General features: G+C 64.7%; 12 protein-coding genes. 7 read left to right on the top strand and 5 right to left on the bottom strand.

All coding sequences use genetic code 11. The annotated features are described in order from the left end of the window. The first annotated feature begins 179 nt into the window (after window positions 1–179). From A9971_RS29430 to A9971_RS29400, 7 genes are all read left to right on the top strand, one after another. The gene (locus A9971_RS29430) at window positions 180–1,211 is read left to right on the top strand and encodes a lysozyme inhibitor LprI family protein (protein ID WP_183000360.1); all 1,032 of its coding nucleotides are present in this window, start codon (window positions 180–182) and stop codon (window positions 1,209–1,211) included. 274 nt (window positions 1,212–1,485) lie between these two features. Beyond that, window positions 1,486–2,682 carry an enoyl-ACP reductase FabV gene (gene fabV, locus A9971_RS29425; RefSeq protein WP_041118506.1) on the top strand — a complete coding sequence of 399 codons (1,197 nt, stop codon included), beginning with the start codon at window positions 1,486–1,488 and terminating at the stop codon, window positions 2,680–2,682. A 255-nt stretch (window positions 2,683–2,937) separates the two neighbouring features. Then, the gene (locus A9971_RS29420) at window positions 2,938–3,636 is read left to right on the top strand and encodes an AzlC family ABC transporter permease (protein ID WP_011061616.1); all 699 of its coding nucleotides are present in this window, start codon (window positions 2,938–2,940) and stop codon (window positions 3,634–3,636) included. Beyond that, entirely contained in the window at window positions 3,636–3,947 is a 312-nt protein-coding gene (locus tag A9971_RS29415; RefSeq protein ID WP_011061615.1) for an AzlD domain-containing protein, read from the top strand. Before A9971_RS29420 ends, A9971_RS29415 begins: the two co-directional genes overlap by 1 nt. A gap of 67 nt (window positions 3,948–4,014) precedes the next feature. After that, window positions 4,015–5,004, top strand: a complete 990-nt coding sequence (locus tag A9971_RS29410) for an SMI1/KNR4 family protein (RefSeq protein WP_077934229.1) — start codon at window positions 4,015–4,017, stop codon at window positions 5,002–5,004. After that, window positions 5,001–5,954, top strand: a complete 954-nt coding sequence (gene nudK, locus A9971_RS29405) for a GDP-mannose pyrophosphatase NudK (RefSeq protein ID WP_183000359.1) — start codon at window positions 5,001–5,003, stop codon at window positions 5,952–5,954. The genes A9971_RS29410 and nudK overlap by 4 nt, the downstream gene beginning before the upstream one ends. A gap of 192 nt (window positions 5,955–6,146) precedes the next feature. Then, complete coding sequence (locus A9971_RS29400; RefSeq protein WP_183000358.1) at window positions 6,147–8,714, top strand: EAL domain-containing protein; 2,568 nt, start codon at window positions 6,147–6,149, stop codon at window positions 8,712–8,714. 9 nt (window positions 8,715–8,723) lie between these two features. On the opposite strand, the gene A9971_RS29395 is transcribed toward A9971_RS29400, so the two are convergent. Genes A9971_RS29395 through A9971_RS29375 form a run of 5 tightly spaced genes read right to left on the bottom strand, consistent with a single transcriptional unit; the run spans window position 8,724 to window position 16,312 of the window. Continuing rightward, window positions 8,724–10,136 carry a DUF2252 domain-containing protein gene (locus tag A9971_RS29395; RefSeq protein WP_183000357.1) on the bottom strand — a complete coding sequence of 471 codons (1,413 nt, stop codon included), beginning with the start codon at window positions 10,134–10,136 and terminating at the stop codon, window positions 8,724–8,726. Between the two features lie 45 nt (window positions 10,137–10,181). Further along, on the bottom strand, window positions 10,182–11,600 hold the full coding sequence (locus A9971_RS29390; protein ID WP_077934226.1) for an ATP-binding protein: 1,419 nt from the start codon (window positions 11,598–11,600) through the stop codon (window positions 10,182–10,184). Beyond that, a complete protein-coding gene (locus A9971_RS29385) occupies window positions 11,600–13,405 on the bottom strand; it encodes a DAHL domain-containing protein (RefSeq protein WP_125062379.1) in 1,806 nt (601 codons plus the stop codon). The genes A9971_RS29390 and A9971_RS29385 overlap by 1 nt, the downstream gene beginning before the upstream one ends. Beyond that, entirely contained in the window at window positions 13,402–14,397 is a 996-nt protein-coding gene (locus A9971_RS29380; protein WP_019095492.1) for a cytochrome-c peroxidase, read from the bottom strand. Before A9971_RS29380 ends, A9971_RS29385 begins: the two co-directional genes overlap by 4 nt. Continuing rightward, window positions 14,387–16,312 carry a GGDEF and EAL domain-containing protein gene (locus A9971_RS29375; protein ID WP_183000356.1) on the bottom strand — a complete coding sequence of 642 codons (1,926 nt, stop codon included), beginning with the start codon at window positions 16,310–16,312 and terminating at the stop codon, window positions 14,387–14,389. Before A9971_RS29375 ends, A9971_RS29380 begins: the two co-directional genes overlap by 11 nt. Between the last annotated feature and the right edge of the window lie 181 nt (window positions 16,313–16,493).

The following is a 16,493-nucleotide window of genomic DNA, read 5'->3' as shown; positions in this document are numbered from 1 at the left end:
CGGTGGCTGATTATCGGGCAACGCAGCGCTGTTGCAAGTGTCAGTGATGTCACAGTGCTGGTATGGGTGGCCTTGAGGCGGAGAAGGAGGGACCAGAGCGCATTTTTTTCAAGAACTCTTCGTGAATGAGAAGTCGACGCAGCTATTCTTGCAAAGCCCTTTTTGAATGGAATCGACCCATGTCCGCCTCCCTTGTACGTCCACTGCGGGCCAGTGGCTTGCTGTTCGCTGTCCTGGCCTGTGCCGCCGCTGCCCAGGCCAGCAGTTTCGACTGTGGCAAAGCCGCCAGCCGCAGTGAAAAGGCCATCTGTGCCGATCCTTACACCGCCGGGCTGGACAGCCAGCTGGGCCAGGCCTGGTCGGCGACCCTGGCCAAGGCCAAGGACCCCAAGGCGCTGCGCCTGGATCAGCGCCAGTGGCTCAAGGAGCGCGATCAGTGCGAGGGCGATCTGGCCTGTCTGCGGGGCCGTTATCGCAGCCGCCTGATCGAGCTGCGCTATATCAATGTGCCGTTCAACTGGCAGGCCACCTGGCAGCGGGTTTCCGTCAGCCCGTTCTACGCCGGTGAACTGGTAACCCGGCGCACTGGCCAGGAGCACCTGACTTTCGATCTCTCTGCTGCGGGTGGCGCCAACTCCGGGGCCCTGCAAGGCAAGGCGCTGATCAAGGGCGACGAGGCGAGTTATGCGCTTGACGATTGCAACCTGCGCTTCAGCCGCCGCAACGGGCTGCTGGAGGTGACGCAGGAGGGTGACGCATTTGCCTGCGGTGCCGGCAATGGGGTGTATTACAGCGGGCGTTATGTCCCCTCCGGGCAAGCGCTCGATAGCCATTACGATCTGTTGGCCACGGCGCTGGTGCGCACCGAGGAGGAAGATCAGCGCGCCCGCAAGCTGCTGCAAAAGGACTACCAGACCCTGCTCGACAGCGGCTCGGTGTTCTCCCAGGAAACCTCGGCCGAACTCAAGGGTGCCGAGGCCACCGATATGTGGCTGCAGGGGCTGGCTACCACCAATGCGGCGATTTTCGTGCGTGGTACCAAGGGTGAGTTATGGGTCGCGCTGCTGGCCGTGGCGGGGCCCAGCGATGAAGTGCGGGTGCGCTACTACACCACCGAGCCTGAGTGGAAGCACAGCCTGCCGGACGTGGTACAGCACTGGTACGAGGCGCGCAGCAAGGGCCAGCAACTGGCGTTGGACATGATGCCCTGAAGTGGCTGCTGACCGAGCCCCATCAAAAATTGCTGGAGGCGGCAGAAATTTCGCCGGGTGGATGCTGAAGCCGGCCGGTGCAACTGCTAGAGTCTCGGCCCGGGCCGCCTGGATATCGCCCCGAGGGTGCCGGCACAGGGGCGCCAAGCCTTGGCCTGCCGGGCAAATTCCATCAGTTGGTGACGCGAAGCCATTGTGAGCGTCTACGACTAGTGCAAGTGACACTGCCGCCGCCGTCATCGGCGCCTGGCACTTTGAAATTGGGAGAGTATGTATGGTCATCAAACCCCGCGTTCGCGGCTTTATCTGTGTGACGACCCACCCGGTGGGTTGCGAAGCCAACGTCAAGCAACAGATCGATTACGTCACCCAGCAGGGCGCCATCGACGCAGGGCCGAAGAACGTACTGGTACTCGGCGCTTCCACCGGCTACGGCCTGGCAGCGCGGATCACCGCAGCGTTCGGCTGTGGCGCCAACACCCTCGGGGTGTTCTTCGAGCGCGGCAGCGTTGACGGCAAGCTGGGCACCGCCGGCTGGTACAACACTGCGGCGTTCCACAAGTTCGCCGAAGAAAAGGGCCTGTACGCCAAGAGCATCAACGGCGATGCCTTCTCCGATGCGGTCAAGGCCGAGACCATCGAGACCATCAAGCGCGACCTGGGCAAGATCGACCTGGTGGTCTACAGCCTGGCCGCACCGCGCCGCACCCACCCCAAGACCGGTGAAGTGCTGAGCTCGACCCTCAAGCCACTGGGCAAGTCCGTGACCCTGCGCGGTGTCGACACCGACAAGGAAATCGTCAAGGAAACCACCCTGCAGCCGGCGACCCAGGAAGAGATCGACGGCACCGTGGCGGTGATGGGCGGCGAAGACTGGCAGATGTGGATCGACGCGCTGCACGAAGCCGGTGTCCTGGCTGAAGGCGCGAAAACCACCGCCTTCACCTACCTGGGCGAGAAGCTGACCCACGACATCTACTGGAACGGTTCCATTGGCGAAGCCAAGAAGGACCTGGACCAGAAAGTCATCGGCATGCGCCAGCAGCTGGCCGGCCTGGGCGGCGACGCTCGGGTGTCGGTGCTCAAGGCCGTGGTGACCCAGGCCAGCTCGGCAATCCCGATCATGCCGCTGTACCTGTCGCTGCTGTTCAAGGTGATGAAGGAGCAGGGCAGCCACGAAGGTTGCATCGAGCAGGTCTACGGCCTGTACAAGGACAGCCTGTACAACAGCGAGCCGGTGATCGACCAGGAAGGCCGCCTGCGTGCCGACTACAAGGAGCTGCAACCCCAGGTCCAGGACCGGGTCAAGCAGCTGTGGGACCAGGTGACCAGCGAGAACCTCTACGAGATGACCGATTTCGTCGGTTACAAGCAAGAGTTCCTGCGCCTGTTCGGTTTCGAGATCGAAGGTGTCGACTACGAAGCCGACGTCGATCCGGACGTGAAGATCAGCAACCTGATCCAGCTGTAATCCGCTCGTAGCATCAGCCAGCGCCCCTCCCTCGTGAGGGGCGCTGTCGTTTGCATCCCCCTATTTCCCGTAGGAGCCAGCTTGCTGGCGAAGTCGTCGGCCCGCGCGATGCATGGCATCGGCCCCTTCGCCGGCAAGCCGGCTCCTACACAAGCCAGCTCCTGCACGGGGCGGTGGGCAATTGCGCAAGATCGTTCAAGCCAGGGGCGCCGGCAAATGGCACAGTCAGCGTCCGTTACTTGTGTGCAGGGTTTTATGTCCAGCGTTCTCCTACCCCGTGCCGCGTTCATCCGTGGCGCCATCGCCATCATGCCGCTGTCCCTGGCCACCGCGCCCTGGGGGCTGCTGGCCGGTTCCATGGCCATCGAGGCCAATCTCACGCCGCTGCAGGGCCAGGGCCTGTCGAGCATCGTTTTCGCCGGGGCCGCGCAACTGGTGGCCATCGGCATGCTCAAGGGCGGGGCGGGGATCTTCTCGATCCTGCTGACCACCTTGCTCCTGACCTCCCAGCACTTGCTCTACGGCATGAGCATGCGCTCGGTGATCTCGCCCTTGCCGGGCCGCTGGCGGGTGGGCCTGGGTTTCTTGCTCACCGATGAGCTGTTCGCCCTGACCAGCGCCCACGACAAGCAGCAGTTCGACCGCTGGTACGCCTTGGGCGTGGGCTTGACCTTCTACGTGGCCTGGAACCTCTTCACCCTGCTGGGCATCGTGCTGGGCAAAAGCATTCCCGGCCTTGAGCACCTGGGCCTGGACTTCTCCATCGCCGCCACCTTCATCGCCCTGATCACGCCACTGGTGCGCAATGTGCCGACGGTGGTCTGCGTTGCCGTATCGCTGTTCTGCTCGGTGCTGTTCAGCTACTGGCACTGGGGATCGGCGCTGGTGCTGTCGGGGCTGGCGGGCATGACCGCAGGTTTTGTCTGCAACAAACTCTATCGGGGGCAAGCATGATGGTCTGGGCAGTCATCTTCGGCATGGGCCTGTTGGTCTTTCTCAATCGCTACGTGTTTCTCGAACCGCGCCTGCCGTTGCGCTTGAGCAGCAATGCCCGGCAGTTCCTCGGCTTTGCGGTGCCGGGCATGCTCACGGCGATCTGCGGCCCCATCGTGTTCATGCCCGACCACGAGCTGAACCTGCACTGGAGCAACCCCTACCTGCTCAGCTCCCTGGTGGCCATTGCGCTGGTGATCTACACCCGCAACACCCTGCTCAGCATGCTGTTGAGCATGGGGTTCTTTTTCCTCCTGCGCTGGTGGTTCTGAGGGCCGTTTGCGGTAGCCTGTGCAGCTTTCGGCACCGGCCGACCTTCAACCGCAACGGATGCATCGGATGAGCGAATTTCCCCACGATATCGACCTGGACGCGTTCTGGGACCGGGCCACCAGCAGCAAGATCAACCAGCCCCCCGCCAGCCCTGGCGTCATAGCCCAGTTGCAGGCGCAACTGGGCTATCGCCTGCCGCTGTCCTACGTGGCCTTCATGAACCGCTACAACGGCGGGCGCCCGCACCTCAGCTGTTTCCCCACCGAGCAGGGCACCTCCTGGGCCGAGGACCACTGCGCGATCGACAGCTTTCTGAGCATCGGCTGCGATGGCGACTATTCCCTGGGCGGTGGCCTGGGCAGCCGTTTCATGATCGAGGAGTGGGGCTACCCGGACCTGGGGGTGTACATCTGCGATTGCCCCTCCGCCGGCCATGACATGGTTGCCCTGGACTACAGCGAGTGCGGGCCCGAGGGCGAGCCGCGGGTGGTGCATGTGGACCAGGAGGCCGACTACGCGGTGACAGTGCTGGCAGCGGATTTCGAGGCCTTTGTCCGCGGGCTGGTGTCGCCCGAGGTCTACGACACCTCGGAACAGGATTACCTGGATGATCTGGACAAGGTCGCCCACGCGCCGTTCTCGCCCCTGCTGGAGGAACTGCTCGGCCATTTCAGCGCAGTCCCCGACCTGGGGCCGCTGATCCGCCAGATCGCCTTGCGCATCGTCCATGAGAAGCGCTACTTCGCCCTGCATGCCGATCCACTGTCGCAACTGCTCTATGACCTGCAGTTCTGGCTGTACCAGAATCGCTACCCGGTCCCCGACAAAGAGGCGTACCTGCAGGTCTATCAGGACATGATCGCCTTCGCCAGGGGCTTCGGCACCGGCGGCTACGCCCCGGACTTCATCCGCGACTGGTTCCGTAACCGCCTGGCAGGCGGCCAACTGCGGCAGGCGGCGGGCGGGTTCGCCCTGGCCCCGGCCTACCAGGCGCAATTGCTGGAACAACTGGCCGGGTTTCGCCCCGCACCCCTTCACGCCCAGGAGCAGCCATGAGCGAGGAAACCATCCGCATCACCGCCGAACAGACCCTCTCCGACAACTGGTACGTGCTGAAGAAGTACAGTTTCGAGCTGCGCCGCCGCGACGGCAGCTGGCAGGCCCAGGACCGCGAGGTCTACGACCGGGGCAATGGCGCAACCATCCTGCTGTACAACCTGCAACGGCGCACGGTGCTGCTGACCCGGCAGTTCCGCATGCCGGCCTTCGTCAACGGCCACAGCGGCTACCTGATCGAGACCGCTGCCGGGCTCCTGGACAACGCCAGCCCCGAGGTGCGCATCCGCCAGGAAGCCCAGGAGGAAACCGGCTACCGGGTCGGCGAGGTGCAGAAGGTCTTCGATGCCTTCATGAGCCCGGGTTCGGTGACCGAGCGGGTGCATTTCTTCATTGGCCATTACCAGGCCGAAGACCGGATCGACGCAGGCGGCGGGCTGGAGCACGAGGGCGAGGACATCGAGGTCCTGGAACTGGATATCGACCAGGCCCTGGGCATGATCAAGAGCGGGGAGATCGCCGACGGCAAGACCATCATGCTCCTGCAATACCTGCAACTGCATGTGCTCAAGCCCCGCAGCCTGATGGTGCTGGTGGCCGGCCCTTATCGCTCTGGTACCGACGATGACCCGGCGCTGCTGGCGCGCAATGTCGAGGCCATGGAGCACTGCGCGGCGCAGGTCCTGGCGGCGGGGCACTTTCCGGTACTGGGGGAATGGGTGGCGTTGCCCATGACCCGGCTGGCGGGTTCCCGGGCGATGGGCGACGAGATCTACAACCAGCGCTTTCATGCCTATGCCGAGCGCCTGCTGGAACGCTGCGATGCGGTGCTGCGCATCGGCGGGCCGTCGGCGGGCTGCGATGCCATGGTCGAGATCGGCCAGCGCCTGGGCCTGGCCCTCTATCACCGGGTGGAGCAACTGCCGGTGGTGCCCGGCGGCACTGGCTGACGCGCCGCTCCAGGATGCCCCGGCGCCGGCAATCGGCGCCGGAGGAATACCCGCACAGGCCCCGCCAGGGGCTTTTCTTCAGGCCCTGCGGGGAAAAACTGTCTATCGTCAATAGGCAAGCGGGAGCTTCGTCGAAGGCCGCGTGAGGCAGGGTCGCACCGGTCGGTTTGTCGTTATGGCGCCTGGAGCACTATGGAAAACTTCGGTCTTGATCCGTCTCAAGGGCGCAGCACCTCCAATCAGGCGCTGACCCGCGCCACCTTGCTGGGTTGCTCGGGGCTGCTGCTGGCGCTGTTTCTCTTCACCGGAGTGTTGCTGGTATACATCGCCCTCGACCAGAACCTCGAGGCCGAGCAGCACAACCGCCTGGACATCGACAAGGCCCTGCAATCCTTTGCCGGCAATGCCCGCACCACCCTCAAGGACTACGCCCTCTGGGGCGATGCCTACCAGCACCTGCACCTTAAGGTCGACCTGGACTGGGCCTTCAACCGGCAGAATTTCGGCCCCACGCTGTACCGCGACCTGGGCTTTGACGGGGTGTTCGTGATCAACCCGGCCGGCCACACCGTGTACTCCCTGGTGGCCGGCGACCTCAGCGAGATGGATGCCCGCGACTGGCTGGGCGAGGCGTTGCCGCCCCTGGTCAGCGCAGCGCGCGAGGCCGGCGGCAAGGTGGTGGACCGTTACCAGTCGATTGCCGGCACCCCGGCGCTGGTGCTCGCCGCTGTCATAGGCCCGGGCAACGACCCGCAAGTGCGCCCTGATGCCGGGCCGCAGTCTGTGCTGATCTTCGTCGCCCGTTTCGACCCGCCGCGGTTACTGGCCGTGGGCCAAGGCCTGGACATCGAGCATCTGCAGGTGGCCCGTGCCGCCACGGACCAGAGCTTGCCGACCCTGGACTTGCCCGGCGGCGCCGGAACCCTGCAATGGCGGCCGGCGCGCCCCGGGCACCAGTTGCTGGTGCTGGTGATGCCGCTGTTGCTGCTGGCCGGCCTGCTGGTGGGACTGATGGCGGTGTTCCTGTTGCGCCGCGCCGATGCTGCAGCGCAGGTCATGGACCGGCAGGTCCAGGCGCTGCGCGCCAACCGCTGGGCCCTGGCCGCGAGCGAGGAGCGCTTTCGCGATGTGGCTGAAGCTGCGTCCGACTGGATCTGGGAAGTCGACGGGCAGCTGTGCTTTACCTACCTGTCCGAACGTTTCGAGGCGGTCACCGGGTTGACCCGGGAGTCGACCCTGGGGCGGCCGATGACCGAGCTGCTGAGCTGCGAACAGGGTTCGCTGGGCCAGTGGCTGGCGGCCCCGGAGCGGCGTTCCCAGGCGATCCAGCAGTGCCTGTACCGGGATGGCCAGAGGCAGTCGCGAGTCTGTCGCCTGTCGGTGCGGGCCATGGCCGCCGGGGGCTTTCGCGGCACCGCCAGTGATATCACCGAGGAGGTCGCGGCTCGAAGGCGGGTCGAGTACCTGTCCCAGCACGATGCCTTGACCGGCCTTGCCAACCGCACCCGCATGCAGGAGTTTCTCGAAGGCCGGCTGCAGGCCCCGCCGACCCTGCAGGAACCGCTGCTGATGCTCAGCGTCGACCTGGACCGTTTCAAACCGGTGAACGACCTGCTGGGGCACGCCGCTGGCGACCAGGTGCTGCACGAGGTGTCCCAGCGCCTGGCCCAATGCCTGCGCAGCGAGGACCTGGTGGCCCGGGTCGGCGGCGACGAGTTTGTCCTGGTGGTCACCGGCCAGGTGGCTGGCCACGAGATCGAAGGCTTGTGCCGGCGGCTGATCGAGCGGATCGAGGAACCGTTCTATATCGCCGGGCACGAGGTCTTCATCAGCGCCAGCATCGGCATTGCCCGGGCCCCGGGCGACGCCTCCCAGGCCGAAGAACTGCTGCGCTTTGCCGACATCGCCCTGTACGAGGCGAAAGCGGCGGGGCGCAGCACCTGGCGTTTCTATGCGCCCTACATGAATGTGCGGATCATCGAACGGCGGCGCCTGGAGCGTGACCTGCGCCATGCCATCGAGCAGGACCAGCTGCTCCTGCATTTCCAGCCGCGCTACCGCGTGCTCGATGGCCAATTGATGGGCGCCGAGGCCCTGGTGCGCTGGCAGCATCCCCAGCATGGCTTGCTGGGGCCGGACGTGTTCGTGCCGATTGCCGAGGACACCGGGTTGATCCTGCCGCTGAGCAACTGGGTACTGCACGCAGCCTGTCGTGCGGCGCGAGCCTGGCCGGAAGGCCGACTGCTGGCGGTCAAGCTGTCGCCGGCGGAATTTCTGCGCGGCCAGCTGGTGGCGCGGATCGCGGCGGTGCTCAAGCAGAGCGGCCTGGAGCCGTCACGCCTGGAGCTGGAAATGACCGACAAGGTGCTGCTGGACGACAGCCGCCACGTGCTCACCATCATGCAGGGGCTCAAGGCGCTGGGGGTGCAGTTGCTGATCGACGATTTCGGCACCGGCTACTCGGCGCTGCAGTACCTGCAGACCTTCCCCCTGGATGGCCTGAAGATCGACAGCAGCTTCATCGCCCGGCTCAACCACAACGATGCCGGGCGCTCCATTGTCGAGGCGATTGTCGACCTGGGGCATGCATTGTCCTTGCGGGTGGTCGCCGAGGGGGTGCAGGCCGCAGAGCAGTTTGGGGTCTTGCGCGACATTCAGTGCGATGAGGTGCAGGGCCCGCACCTGAGCCCGCCGCTGGACCAGGAGGCCCTGCTGAAACTCTATGGCGAAGCCGCCCGGGCCTCGCGCCCGATCACCTGAGCCTGTGTTTCAGGGCAGGTGGTCGGCGGCGAAGTCGGCCTCCGAGCGCGCTTGCAGGCGGCCTTTGCGGCAGGCCTGCTGGAAACGCTCGAAATCCCGTTCGTTCTGCGTGGCATAGGCCTGGGCGTAGTGCCACAGGGCTTCGGCCAGGGTTTCGCTCTTGCCGATGTAGCCGCTGATCCGCGCGGCCTGGCCCGAAGCCTTGGCGTGGGCCCGGGCCAAGGCCCGGCCGCAGATCCTGGCATAGGCGGCGAAGGTGTCCTCGTCGAAGGTCTCAAGTTCCGCCGAGACCTTCATGTCGCGCAGTTGGCGCACATAGAAATGACGGCCGTTGGGGCCGGTGGTCCAGCCCAGGAACAGATCGCTGGCGGACTGCATCAGGCGCTGGCCTTCCACCACCCGCTGGCCGTTGTGCCTTGGCTTTGAACGTTCGCGCACATAGTCGGCGAGCACCGAGCGCCGGGCTTCCTTGAATTGCAGGAACAGTGGCCGCTGCTGGGCGTCGGTGAGCAGCGCCACCAGGCAGCGGGTGCCGACGCTGCCAACCCCCACCACCTTGAAGGCCAGGTCGCTGGGCTGGAACCGTGCCAGCAGGTCGCGGCGGTCGGCCTGCAGGGTGCCGCGGTAGTCGCGCATGAAGGTGTCGTACAGCGGCCGCCAGTCTTCCAGGCGCATCCAGTCATCGTCGGGGTCCAGCAGGCTGGTGGTGTTGTGCAGGTGGAAGATTTCCGGCAGGTCGTCGCGAATCAGCAGGCGGCCCCGGGCGTCGCGTTCGCTGATCTTGGGCAGGAGCTCGGCATGGGTGCGCCGGGCGGCCTTGTCGATGGCCCGTTGCACATGCTCCAGGGTGTCGCTGTTGGAGCGCGCCTGGTGCAGCAGGTCTTCGTAGGTCAGGGCGTCGTACCAGATCTCCAGTGCGCTTTGCCCGGCGCAGGTGGCCATGCTGCGCTGATAGGCGCCCACCAGTTCGCGGCACAGGGCCTCTTCGACCCCCGGGCCGTGGCGCAGGTGCCGGACGGCAATCAGGAAGCTCGCCACCAGGCGCTTGAGGTCCCACTCCCAGGGGCCGGGATGGACCTCGTCGAAGTCGTTGACGCTGAACAGCAGGTTGCGCTCGGGGGTGGCAAAGCCGCCGAAGTTCATCAGGTGGCAGTCGCCACAGATGGTCGAGCGCAGGCCCATGTCCGGGGTGCTGGCCAGGTCGTGGGCCTGGAGCAGGGCGTTGCCACGGTAGAAGGTGAAGGGCGACACCAGCATGCGCCCGTAGCGCAGTGCCACCAGGGACTGGACCCGGCCCTGGCTGGAGGCCTCGATCAACGGCAAGGGGTCGCGCTTGATCTGCCCGGGATCGGAATGGGAGCTGCGGGGGCAGTCCTTGCGGGCTTGCTTGCCGAGCTTGATCGAATCGTCGGGGCGGTTCATGGACAGCTCCTGTACCAGGCCTTAGCGGTAGGGGGGGAGGTTTGGCTAGGGTTGTGCGGGCAACACCTGACGCGCCTGCCGGATCGGCAGTTCCACGCGAAAGGTGCTGCCGACGCCGGGCTGGCTCTGCACGCTGATCTGCCCGCCGTGCTTCTTGACGATGCCGTAGGACAGCGACAGGCCCAGGCCGGTCCCCTGGCCCACCGGCTTGGTGGTGAAGAAGGGGTCGAAGATCTTGGCCAGGTGCTCCTGGTCGATGCCGCAGCCGCTGTCGCTGACCTCCAGCCAGACCCGCTCGCCGTCCACGCCGTTGCGCAGGGTAATGGTGCCGCGCTCGGGGCCTATGGCCTGCGCCGCGTTGACCACCAGGTTCATCACCACTTGATTGAGTTGGGAGGGCAGGCATTCGATTTCCGGCAACGGCTGGTAGTCGGTGACCAGGTCGGCCTTGTACTTGAGTTCGTTGGCCACGATGTTCAGGGTCGAGTCGATGCCCTGTTGCAGGCTCGCCAGCTGCCATTGCTGGTCGCTGTCGACCCGGGAGAAGTTCTTCAGGTCCTTGACGATCTGCGCCACCCGGCCGATGCCTTCCTTGGACTCCCTGATCAGTACCGGAATGTCCTGCTGGAGGAAGTCCAGGTCGATGCTCTCGCGCAGGCTCTGCAGGTGCTTGCGCAGTTCCGGCGCGGCGATGGCTTCTTCGGCCTGGCGATAGGCGCTGAGCATCTGGTCGAGCTGCTGCAGGTAGCCTGCCAGGCTGCCGAGGTTGGAGGACACGAAACCGATGGGGTTGTTGATTTCGTGGGCGACCCCGGCGGCCAGTTGCCCGAGGGAGGCCAGTTTTTCCGATTGCACCAGCTGGTTTTCCAACTGCTTGCGTTCGTCGATCTCCAGTTGCAGCGCCGCCCCGGCCTGCCTCAGGTCTTCGGTGCGCTGCTGCACCAGGTGCTCCAGGTGATGCATTTGCAAAAGCGCGCGGGCGGTCATTTCCCACTTGCTGGTCAGGGTGTTGGCCATCTGCTGGACTTCGATGTTGTCAAAGGGCTTCTTCAGGATCAGCAGGCGGTGATGACCCTGCAGGCGCTCCAGCAGCTCTTCCCAGGAATAGTCGGAGTAGGCGGTGCACACCACCACCTGTAGCCGCGGGTCCTGTTGCCAGAGGCGCTCGATGGTCTGCGCGCCGTCCCAGCCCTGGGGCATGCGCATGTCGACAAACGCCAGGGCATAGGGACGCTGCCGCTCCTGGGCCTGGCAGACCATGGCCAGGCCTTCCTCGCCGCCGTAGGCCGAATCCAGTTCGAAAGGCTGTTGCCGGGGCTTGGCCGTGGCGCCGAACAGCTGTGCCTCCAGGTCATCCAGACCGTTGTCGTCTGCCTCGGGCGGGGTGAGGATCTTGCGAAAGTCCTCGTGGATCGACGGGGTATCGTCGATCAGCAGGATCCGGCGATTGTTCAACTGGTCCATCATGGGTCCTCTGCGCTGATCAGCGGGATGTCCAGAGTGAAGGTGGCGCCCAGGCCGGGGCCATCACTGTGCACATTCAATTGTCCACCCATCTCCATGGCCGCCAGGGCGCAGCTATGCAAGCCGAAGCCGTGGCCGTCCTTGCGGGTGGTGAAGCCGTGGGAAAAAATCCGCGTCAGGTTCTCCGCGGGGATGCCTTCGCCTTCATCCTTGACGCTGATGCTCAGGGTCTGGCCGTCCAGCACTCTGGCGCTCAGGGTCAGGGTCCGTGAATGATCATCAAGGTTGGACATGGCGTACTTGGCGTTGCTGATCAGGTTGATCAGGATCAGCAGCATGCGGTGCTTGTCGCCCATCACCGGAGGCAACGGGCCATAGTCCTTGACCACCGTGACCTGATGCCGGGCCAGGGCGCCGGAGTTCATGCGCAGGGCGTCTTCGATCAGCTCGGCGACCCGCAGGGGTTCTATCAGCCGAGAGGCTCCGGCATAGGATTGCTGGGTGGCGACGATTTCCTTGATGTGGTCGACGCTGCGGGCCAACTGAGCCAGTTCTTCGCCCATGCCCTGCTGCTCGGTGGCTATGGCTTCGACCAATTGATTGAGGTAGCCGGGGAGCAGCTTGCCTTTGTCGTCTTCGGTGAAAAAACGCCCCAGGTCATCCTGGTGCTGGTTGATCAACTGCATGGCCTTGCCCAGCCCTTGTGCCTTGCTGGAGCGCAGGGTGCGGCTGAGCATTTCGCTGCAGATATTCACGCTGTTGAGCACGTTGCCCACGTTGTGCAGGACGTTGGTCGCAATTTCCGCCATGCCCGCCTGGCGGGCGCTGTCCATGAGTTCGCTCTGGGCTTCCTTGAGCTCCCGGGTGCGTTCCTCGACCCGGTGTTCCAGATGCTCGTTGGCGCTCTGCAGGGCCGTGTTCACCCGGCGGATGACCGCGTAGCTGCGTACCAGCCTGACGGCCAGGTAGAGAATCAGTATCACCAGCAAGGCGGCAAAGAGCAGCAGGTACTGGTGGGCCTTCTGGTCCTGCAGATCGGCCTGCAACTGATCGGCGTTGAGCAGATGGGTGATGTCGTCCAGGCGCTGGGCGATGGGGATCGAGGTGATGCGCTCCAGCAGGTCGTTGACCACCGGCTGCTCCCGCAGAATCACCGAGACGTGGTTGCTGAGGATCTCCACCGGCTCATGCATGGGTTCGGGCAGGCGCTCCTTGTTGACCGCCAGTTTGTTCAGCCCCACCAGGATGTCTGCGGCCCGGTCGTCGCTGGAAACCTGGGCGAACTCCAGGCTGCTGAGCAGCAGGTCATAGGTATCGATGGCAATGGTCTGCTCTGACAGCCGAGCCTGGTCGTCAAGGCCGGCCAGGCGGCGCTGGATATCGTCTTCGGCAGTGGGCAGGAAGGCCAGGGAGTTGCGCAGCACCGCGTTGTGGGTCTTGAAACGCTCCACCAGGCCGGCCTTTTCCTGGAAGGCCTCGATGAACGCCTGGTGGCCGGCCGTCCAGGCGGCCGGGTCATTGTGGTTCTGTTGTGAAAGCTGATCGAAGCGGTTCCACAGCTGGTTGATCTCTTGCACCGGCATGACCAGTGGATCGTAGTCGTGGGTGATGGCGATCCGAGCCTTGAGCACCTCGGTTTCCCATTGGGCATTCAACTGCTTGATATGGCTGATCAGGTCCCGCGCCAGTACGTAGTTCGAGGGCTGGCCGATCACCGTCTTGAAGTAGAGAAAGGCCAGCCCCAGCACCAGGCTCAGGGTCAGTAGCGACAGCAGCATGATCGGCACGCGTCGGGACAGCTTCATAAGGGCTTGCCCTGCCATTCGCCGGTCAGGGTCTTGAGAAACTTGACGATCAGGCTGATGTCCTGGGTATTGGGCGGGCGCCCCAGCTGATACTTGAACATGACTTCCACTGCCTGCTCCAGGGTCGGCGCCGAACCGTCATGGAAGTAGGGCGCAGTCACTGCGACATTGCGCAGGCTGGGCACCTTGAACACGTTGCGGTCCTGTTCGTCGCCGGTGACCAGGAAGCGCCCCAGGTCGGCGTCGGTGGGGTTGCCCCGGGCAGCGAAGTAGTCGCCCATCACGCCGAACTTCTGAAACATGTTGCCGCCAATATTGACCCCCTGGTGGCAGGCGATGCAGCCGTAATCCTTGAAGCGCTGGTAACCGTATTTTTCTTCCAGGCTGAGGATGTCGGTATTGCCTTGCAGGTACTGGTCGAACCGCGAGTTGGCGCTGAGCAAGGTCTTTTCATAGGTGGCCAGGGCATTTTGCACGTTGGCTGCGGTGATGCCGTCCGGGTACAGGGCACCGAAGGACTTCTGGTAGGCGCTGTCATCGCTCAAGGTGCGGATCAGCGCCGGCCAGGTGTTGCCCATCTCGCTGGGGCTTTGCACGACGCTGTCGATCTGCGCTTCCAGGGATTCGACACGCCCGTCCCAGAACTGCCGGAAATTCAGCGCGGCATTGAACACGCTGGGGGTGTTGACCCGGGTAGGCTGCCCCTTGAAACCCGGCGATTTTGCCTGGGAGTCGGCCCCGCCCTGGTCCAGCCGGTGGCAGCTGGCACAGGACAGGCTGTGGTCCTGGGACAGGCGCGGTTCGTTGAACAGCTGGCGCCCGAGCTCGACCCGCTGGGGGTCGAGTGCCGGCGGCGCGGGCAACGGCTTGAGCGGTTCGTCTAGGGGCGCGGCGAAAGCGCTCGGGCTGGTGGCGCCCAGCCCTGCCCAGAGCAGCAGGAGCAGTACCCGTGCGCGGCGGCGCGGCGGCTGGCGCGGTTGTTCAGTGGTCATGGTCCGTCACCTGGAACTGCGGCCTGTGCTTGCCCAGCAGGCGAGCGAAGTCTTCGGCGGGCAGCGCCTTGCTGAAGTAGTAGCCCTGGGCTTCCTCGCAGCCTTGCTGCAGGAGAAAGGTCAGTTGCTGGTGCGTCTCCACCCCTTCGGCGATGACCTTCAGGTTCAGGCTGCGCCCCAGGTTGATGATGGCGCTGACCAGTACGGCGTCCTTGTGTTCGTGGCTCAGGCCGTGGATGAAGGATTGGTCGATCTTGAGCACATCCACGGGAAACTTGCGCAGGTAGCTCAGGCTCGAATAGCCGGTACCGAAATCATCGACGGCCAGGCGCACGCCCAGGGCTTTGATCGCCAGCAGGGTAGCCAGCGTGACCTCGACGTTCTGCAGCAGTACGCCTTCGGTGATTTCCAGTTCCAGCCAGGCCGGGTCCAGGGCGTTGTCGCTGAGCGCGTCGCGCAGTTGCTGGAGCAGTTGCGGCTGCCTGAAGTCAGCCGCCGACAGGTTGATGGACAACGGCACAGGGGGCAGGCCGGCGTTCTGCCAGGCCCGGCACTGGCGAGTGGCTTCCCCCAGGACCCATTCGCTGATGCGGGTGATCAAGCCGCTGTCTTCGGCCACTGGAATGAACAGCTCGGGGCTGATCCAGCCCTGTTGCGGGCGTTGCCAGCGAATCAGCGCTTCAGCGCCTACCACATTGCCCGAGGCCAGGTGGATTTTCGGCTGGTAATGCAGGTGGAACTCCCGGCGTTCCAGGGCCTGGAGAATCCCCGACTCCAGGTATTGCTGCTCCCGGGCCCGGTGCGTCATGTCATCGGTGAAGAAACAGTAGCTGCCCGGTGCCTGCTCCTTGCTGGTGCGCATGGCCATCTCGGCTTTCTTGATCAGCGCCAGGGCATCCTGGCCATCCTCGGGGTACAGGCTGATGCCCAGGCTGGCCGTCACCTGCAGGTCGTGCCCGGCGATGTCATCGAACTGGCTCACGGTGGCCAGCAGCTTTTGCGCAAGCGCGCGTATCTGCGCCGGATGCTGCTGGTCATGGAGCACCACCACGAACTCGTCGGAGCCGTAGCGAAACAGCGAGTCCGACTCGCGCATGCCTTGTTCCAGGCGCCGGGCGATTCTCTTGAGCAACTCGTCCCCGGCCGGGTATCCCAGGGCATGGTTGATCCGCTTGAACCGGTCCAGGCCGAGGAACATCACCGCCAGCCGCTGCTCATAACGGCGGGCCCGTGCCATGGCCTGGCCCAGGCGGTCCCCCAGCAAGGTGCTGGAGGGCAGGCCGGTGAGCACGTCGTAGTGCAGCAGGTGGGAGACCTTGAGCAGTTCGGCCACCCGTCTTTCGATGGTCTGTTGCAGGTCGTCGAGTTTCTGCCGGGCGTCCTGTGCCATCTGCCACTTCCAGGTCAGCGCGCTGGCCATCTGGCGGATTTCCAGGCTGTCGAAGGGCTTTTTCAGGATCAGCAACTGGTCGCCGAATGCCAGGCGTTGCGCCATGGCTTCCCAGGAATAGTCGGAATAGGCGGTGCACAGGGCGATCTGCAGGTCCGGGTCGGCGTTCCACAGGCGCTCGATGGTTTCCAGGCCATCCCAGCCGGGGGGCATGCGCATGTCGATGAACGCCATGGCATAGGGCAGGCCCATGGCCAGGGACGCTTCGACCCGGGCCAGGGCCTCTTGGCCCTGGAACGCCGAATCGAGGCAGAAGGGCGCTTGCTGCGCTGGCATCGTGGCGTGGCCGAACAACTGTTGCTCGGCCAGGCTCAGGTCCGGGGCCTGGCGCGGCGCCAGGATCTTGTGGAAATCCTCATGGATTGCCGGGCTGTCATCGACAATCAGGATCCGTCGGTTGGCCCGCCCTGGGGGCTGGTCCGAGGCGCCTTGTGCCTTTGTCTGTGCGTCACTGCCAGCGTCCATAGACCTTCCCTAGTACCCTGAGCCCGCCTTGCAACGTTGTCAGCATAGTCATTGCGCAGTGCCGCGGCCGACGAATTTATTTCGCGGGGGGCAATGGCGTGAAAATAAAAAACTCATCTAGGATTGTCTGGGAAAAACGCCGCTGCCGAGCCGTCCGTGAGCACGGAGCGGGGCAGCCTAT

Origin of the sequence: Pseudomonas sp. UME65 (genome assembly GCF_014170225.1) — a bacterium.
GTDB lineage: Bacteria > Pseudomonadota > Gammaproteobacteria > Pseudomonadales > Pseudomonadaceae > Aquipseudomonas > Aquipseudomonas protegens.
The sequence above is the reverse complement of the archived record's forward strand: the minus strand, read 5'-3'. Positions and strand labels throughout refer to the sequence as shown.

Bases quoted from the DNA above. Each gene is read 5' to 3' on its own strand.
- A9971_RS29395 (WP_183000357.1), bottom strand. From the start codon at position 10,136: ATGAACCGCCCCGACGATTCGATCAAGCTCGGCAAGCAAGCCCGCAAG.
- A9971_RS29380 (WP_019095492.1), bottom strand. From the start codon at position 14,397: ATGACCACTGAACAACCGCGCCAGCCGCCGCGCCGCCGCGCACGGGTA.
- A9971_RS29415 (WP_011061615.1), top strand. From the start codon at position 3,636: ATGGTCTGGGCAGTCATCTTCGGCATGGGCCTGTTGGTCTTTCTCAAT.
- A9971_RS29420 (WP_011061616.1), top strand. From the start codon at position 2,938: ATGTCCAGCGTTCTCCTACCCCGTGCCGCGTTCATCCGTGGCGCCATC.
- A9971_RS29375 (WP_183000356.1), bottom strand. From the start codon at position 16,312: ATGGACGCTGGCAGTGACGCACAGACAAAGGCACAAGGCGCCTCGGAC.
- A9971_RS29410 (WP_077934229.1), top strand. From the start codon at position 4,015: ATGAGCGAATTTCCCCACGATATCGACCTGGACGCGTTCTGGGACCGG.
- fabV (WP_041118506.1), top strand. From the start codon at position 1,486: ATGGTCATCAAACCCCGCGTTCGCGGCTTTATCTGTGTGACGACCCAC.
- A9971_RS29385 (WP_125062379.1), bottom strand. From the start codon at position 13,405: ATGAAGCTGTCCCGACGCGTGCCGATCATGCTGCTGTCGCTACTGACC.
- nudK (WP_183000359.1), top strand. From the start codon at position 5,001: ATGAGCGAGGAAACCATCCGCATCACCGCCGAACAGACCCTCTCCGAC.
- A9971_RS29390 (WP_077934226.1), bottom strand. From the start codon at position 11,600: ATGGACCAGTTGAACAATCGCCGGATCCTGCTGATCGACGATACCCCG.
- A9971_RS29430 (WP_183000360.1), top strand. From the start codon at position 180: ATGTCCGCCTCCCTTGTACGTCCACTGCGGGCCAGTGGCTTGCTGTTC.
- A9971_RS29400 (WP_183000358.1), top strand. From the start codon at position 6,147: ATGGAAAACTTCGGTCTTGATCCGTCTCAAGGGCGCAGCACCTCCAAT.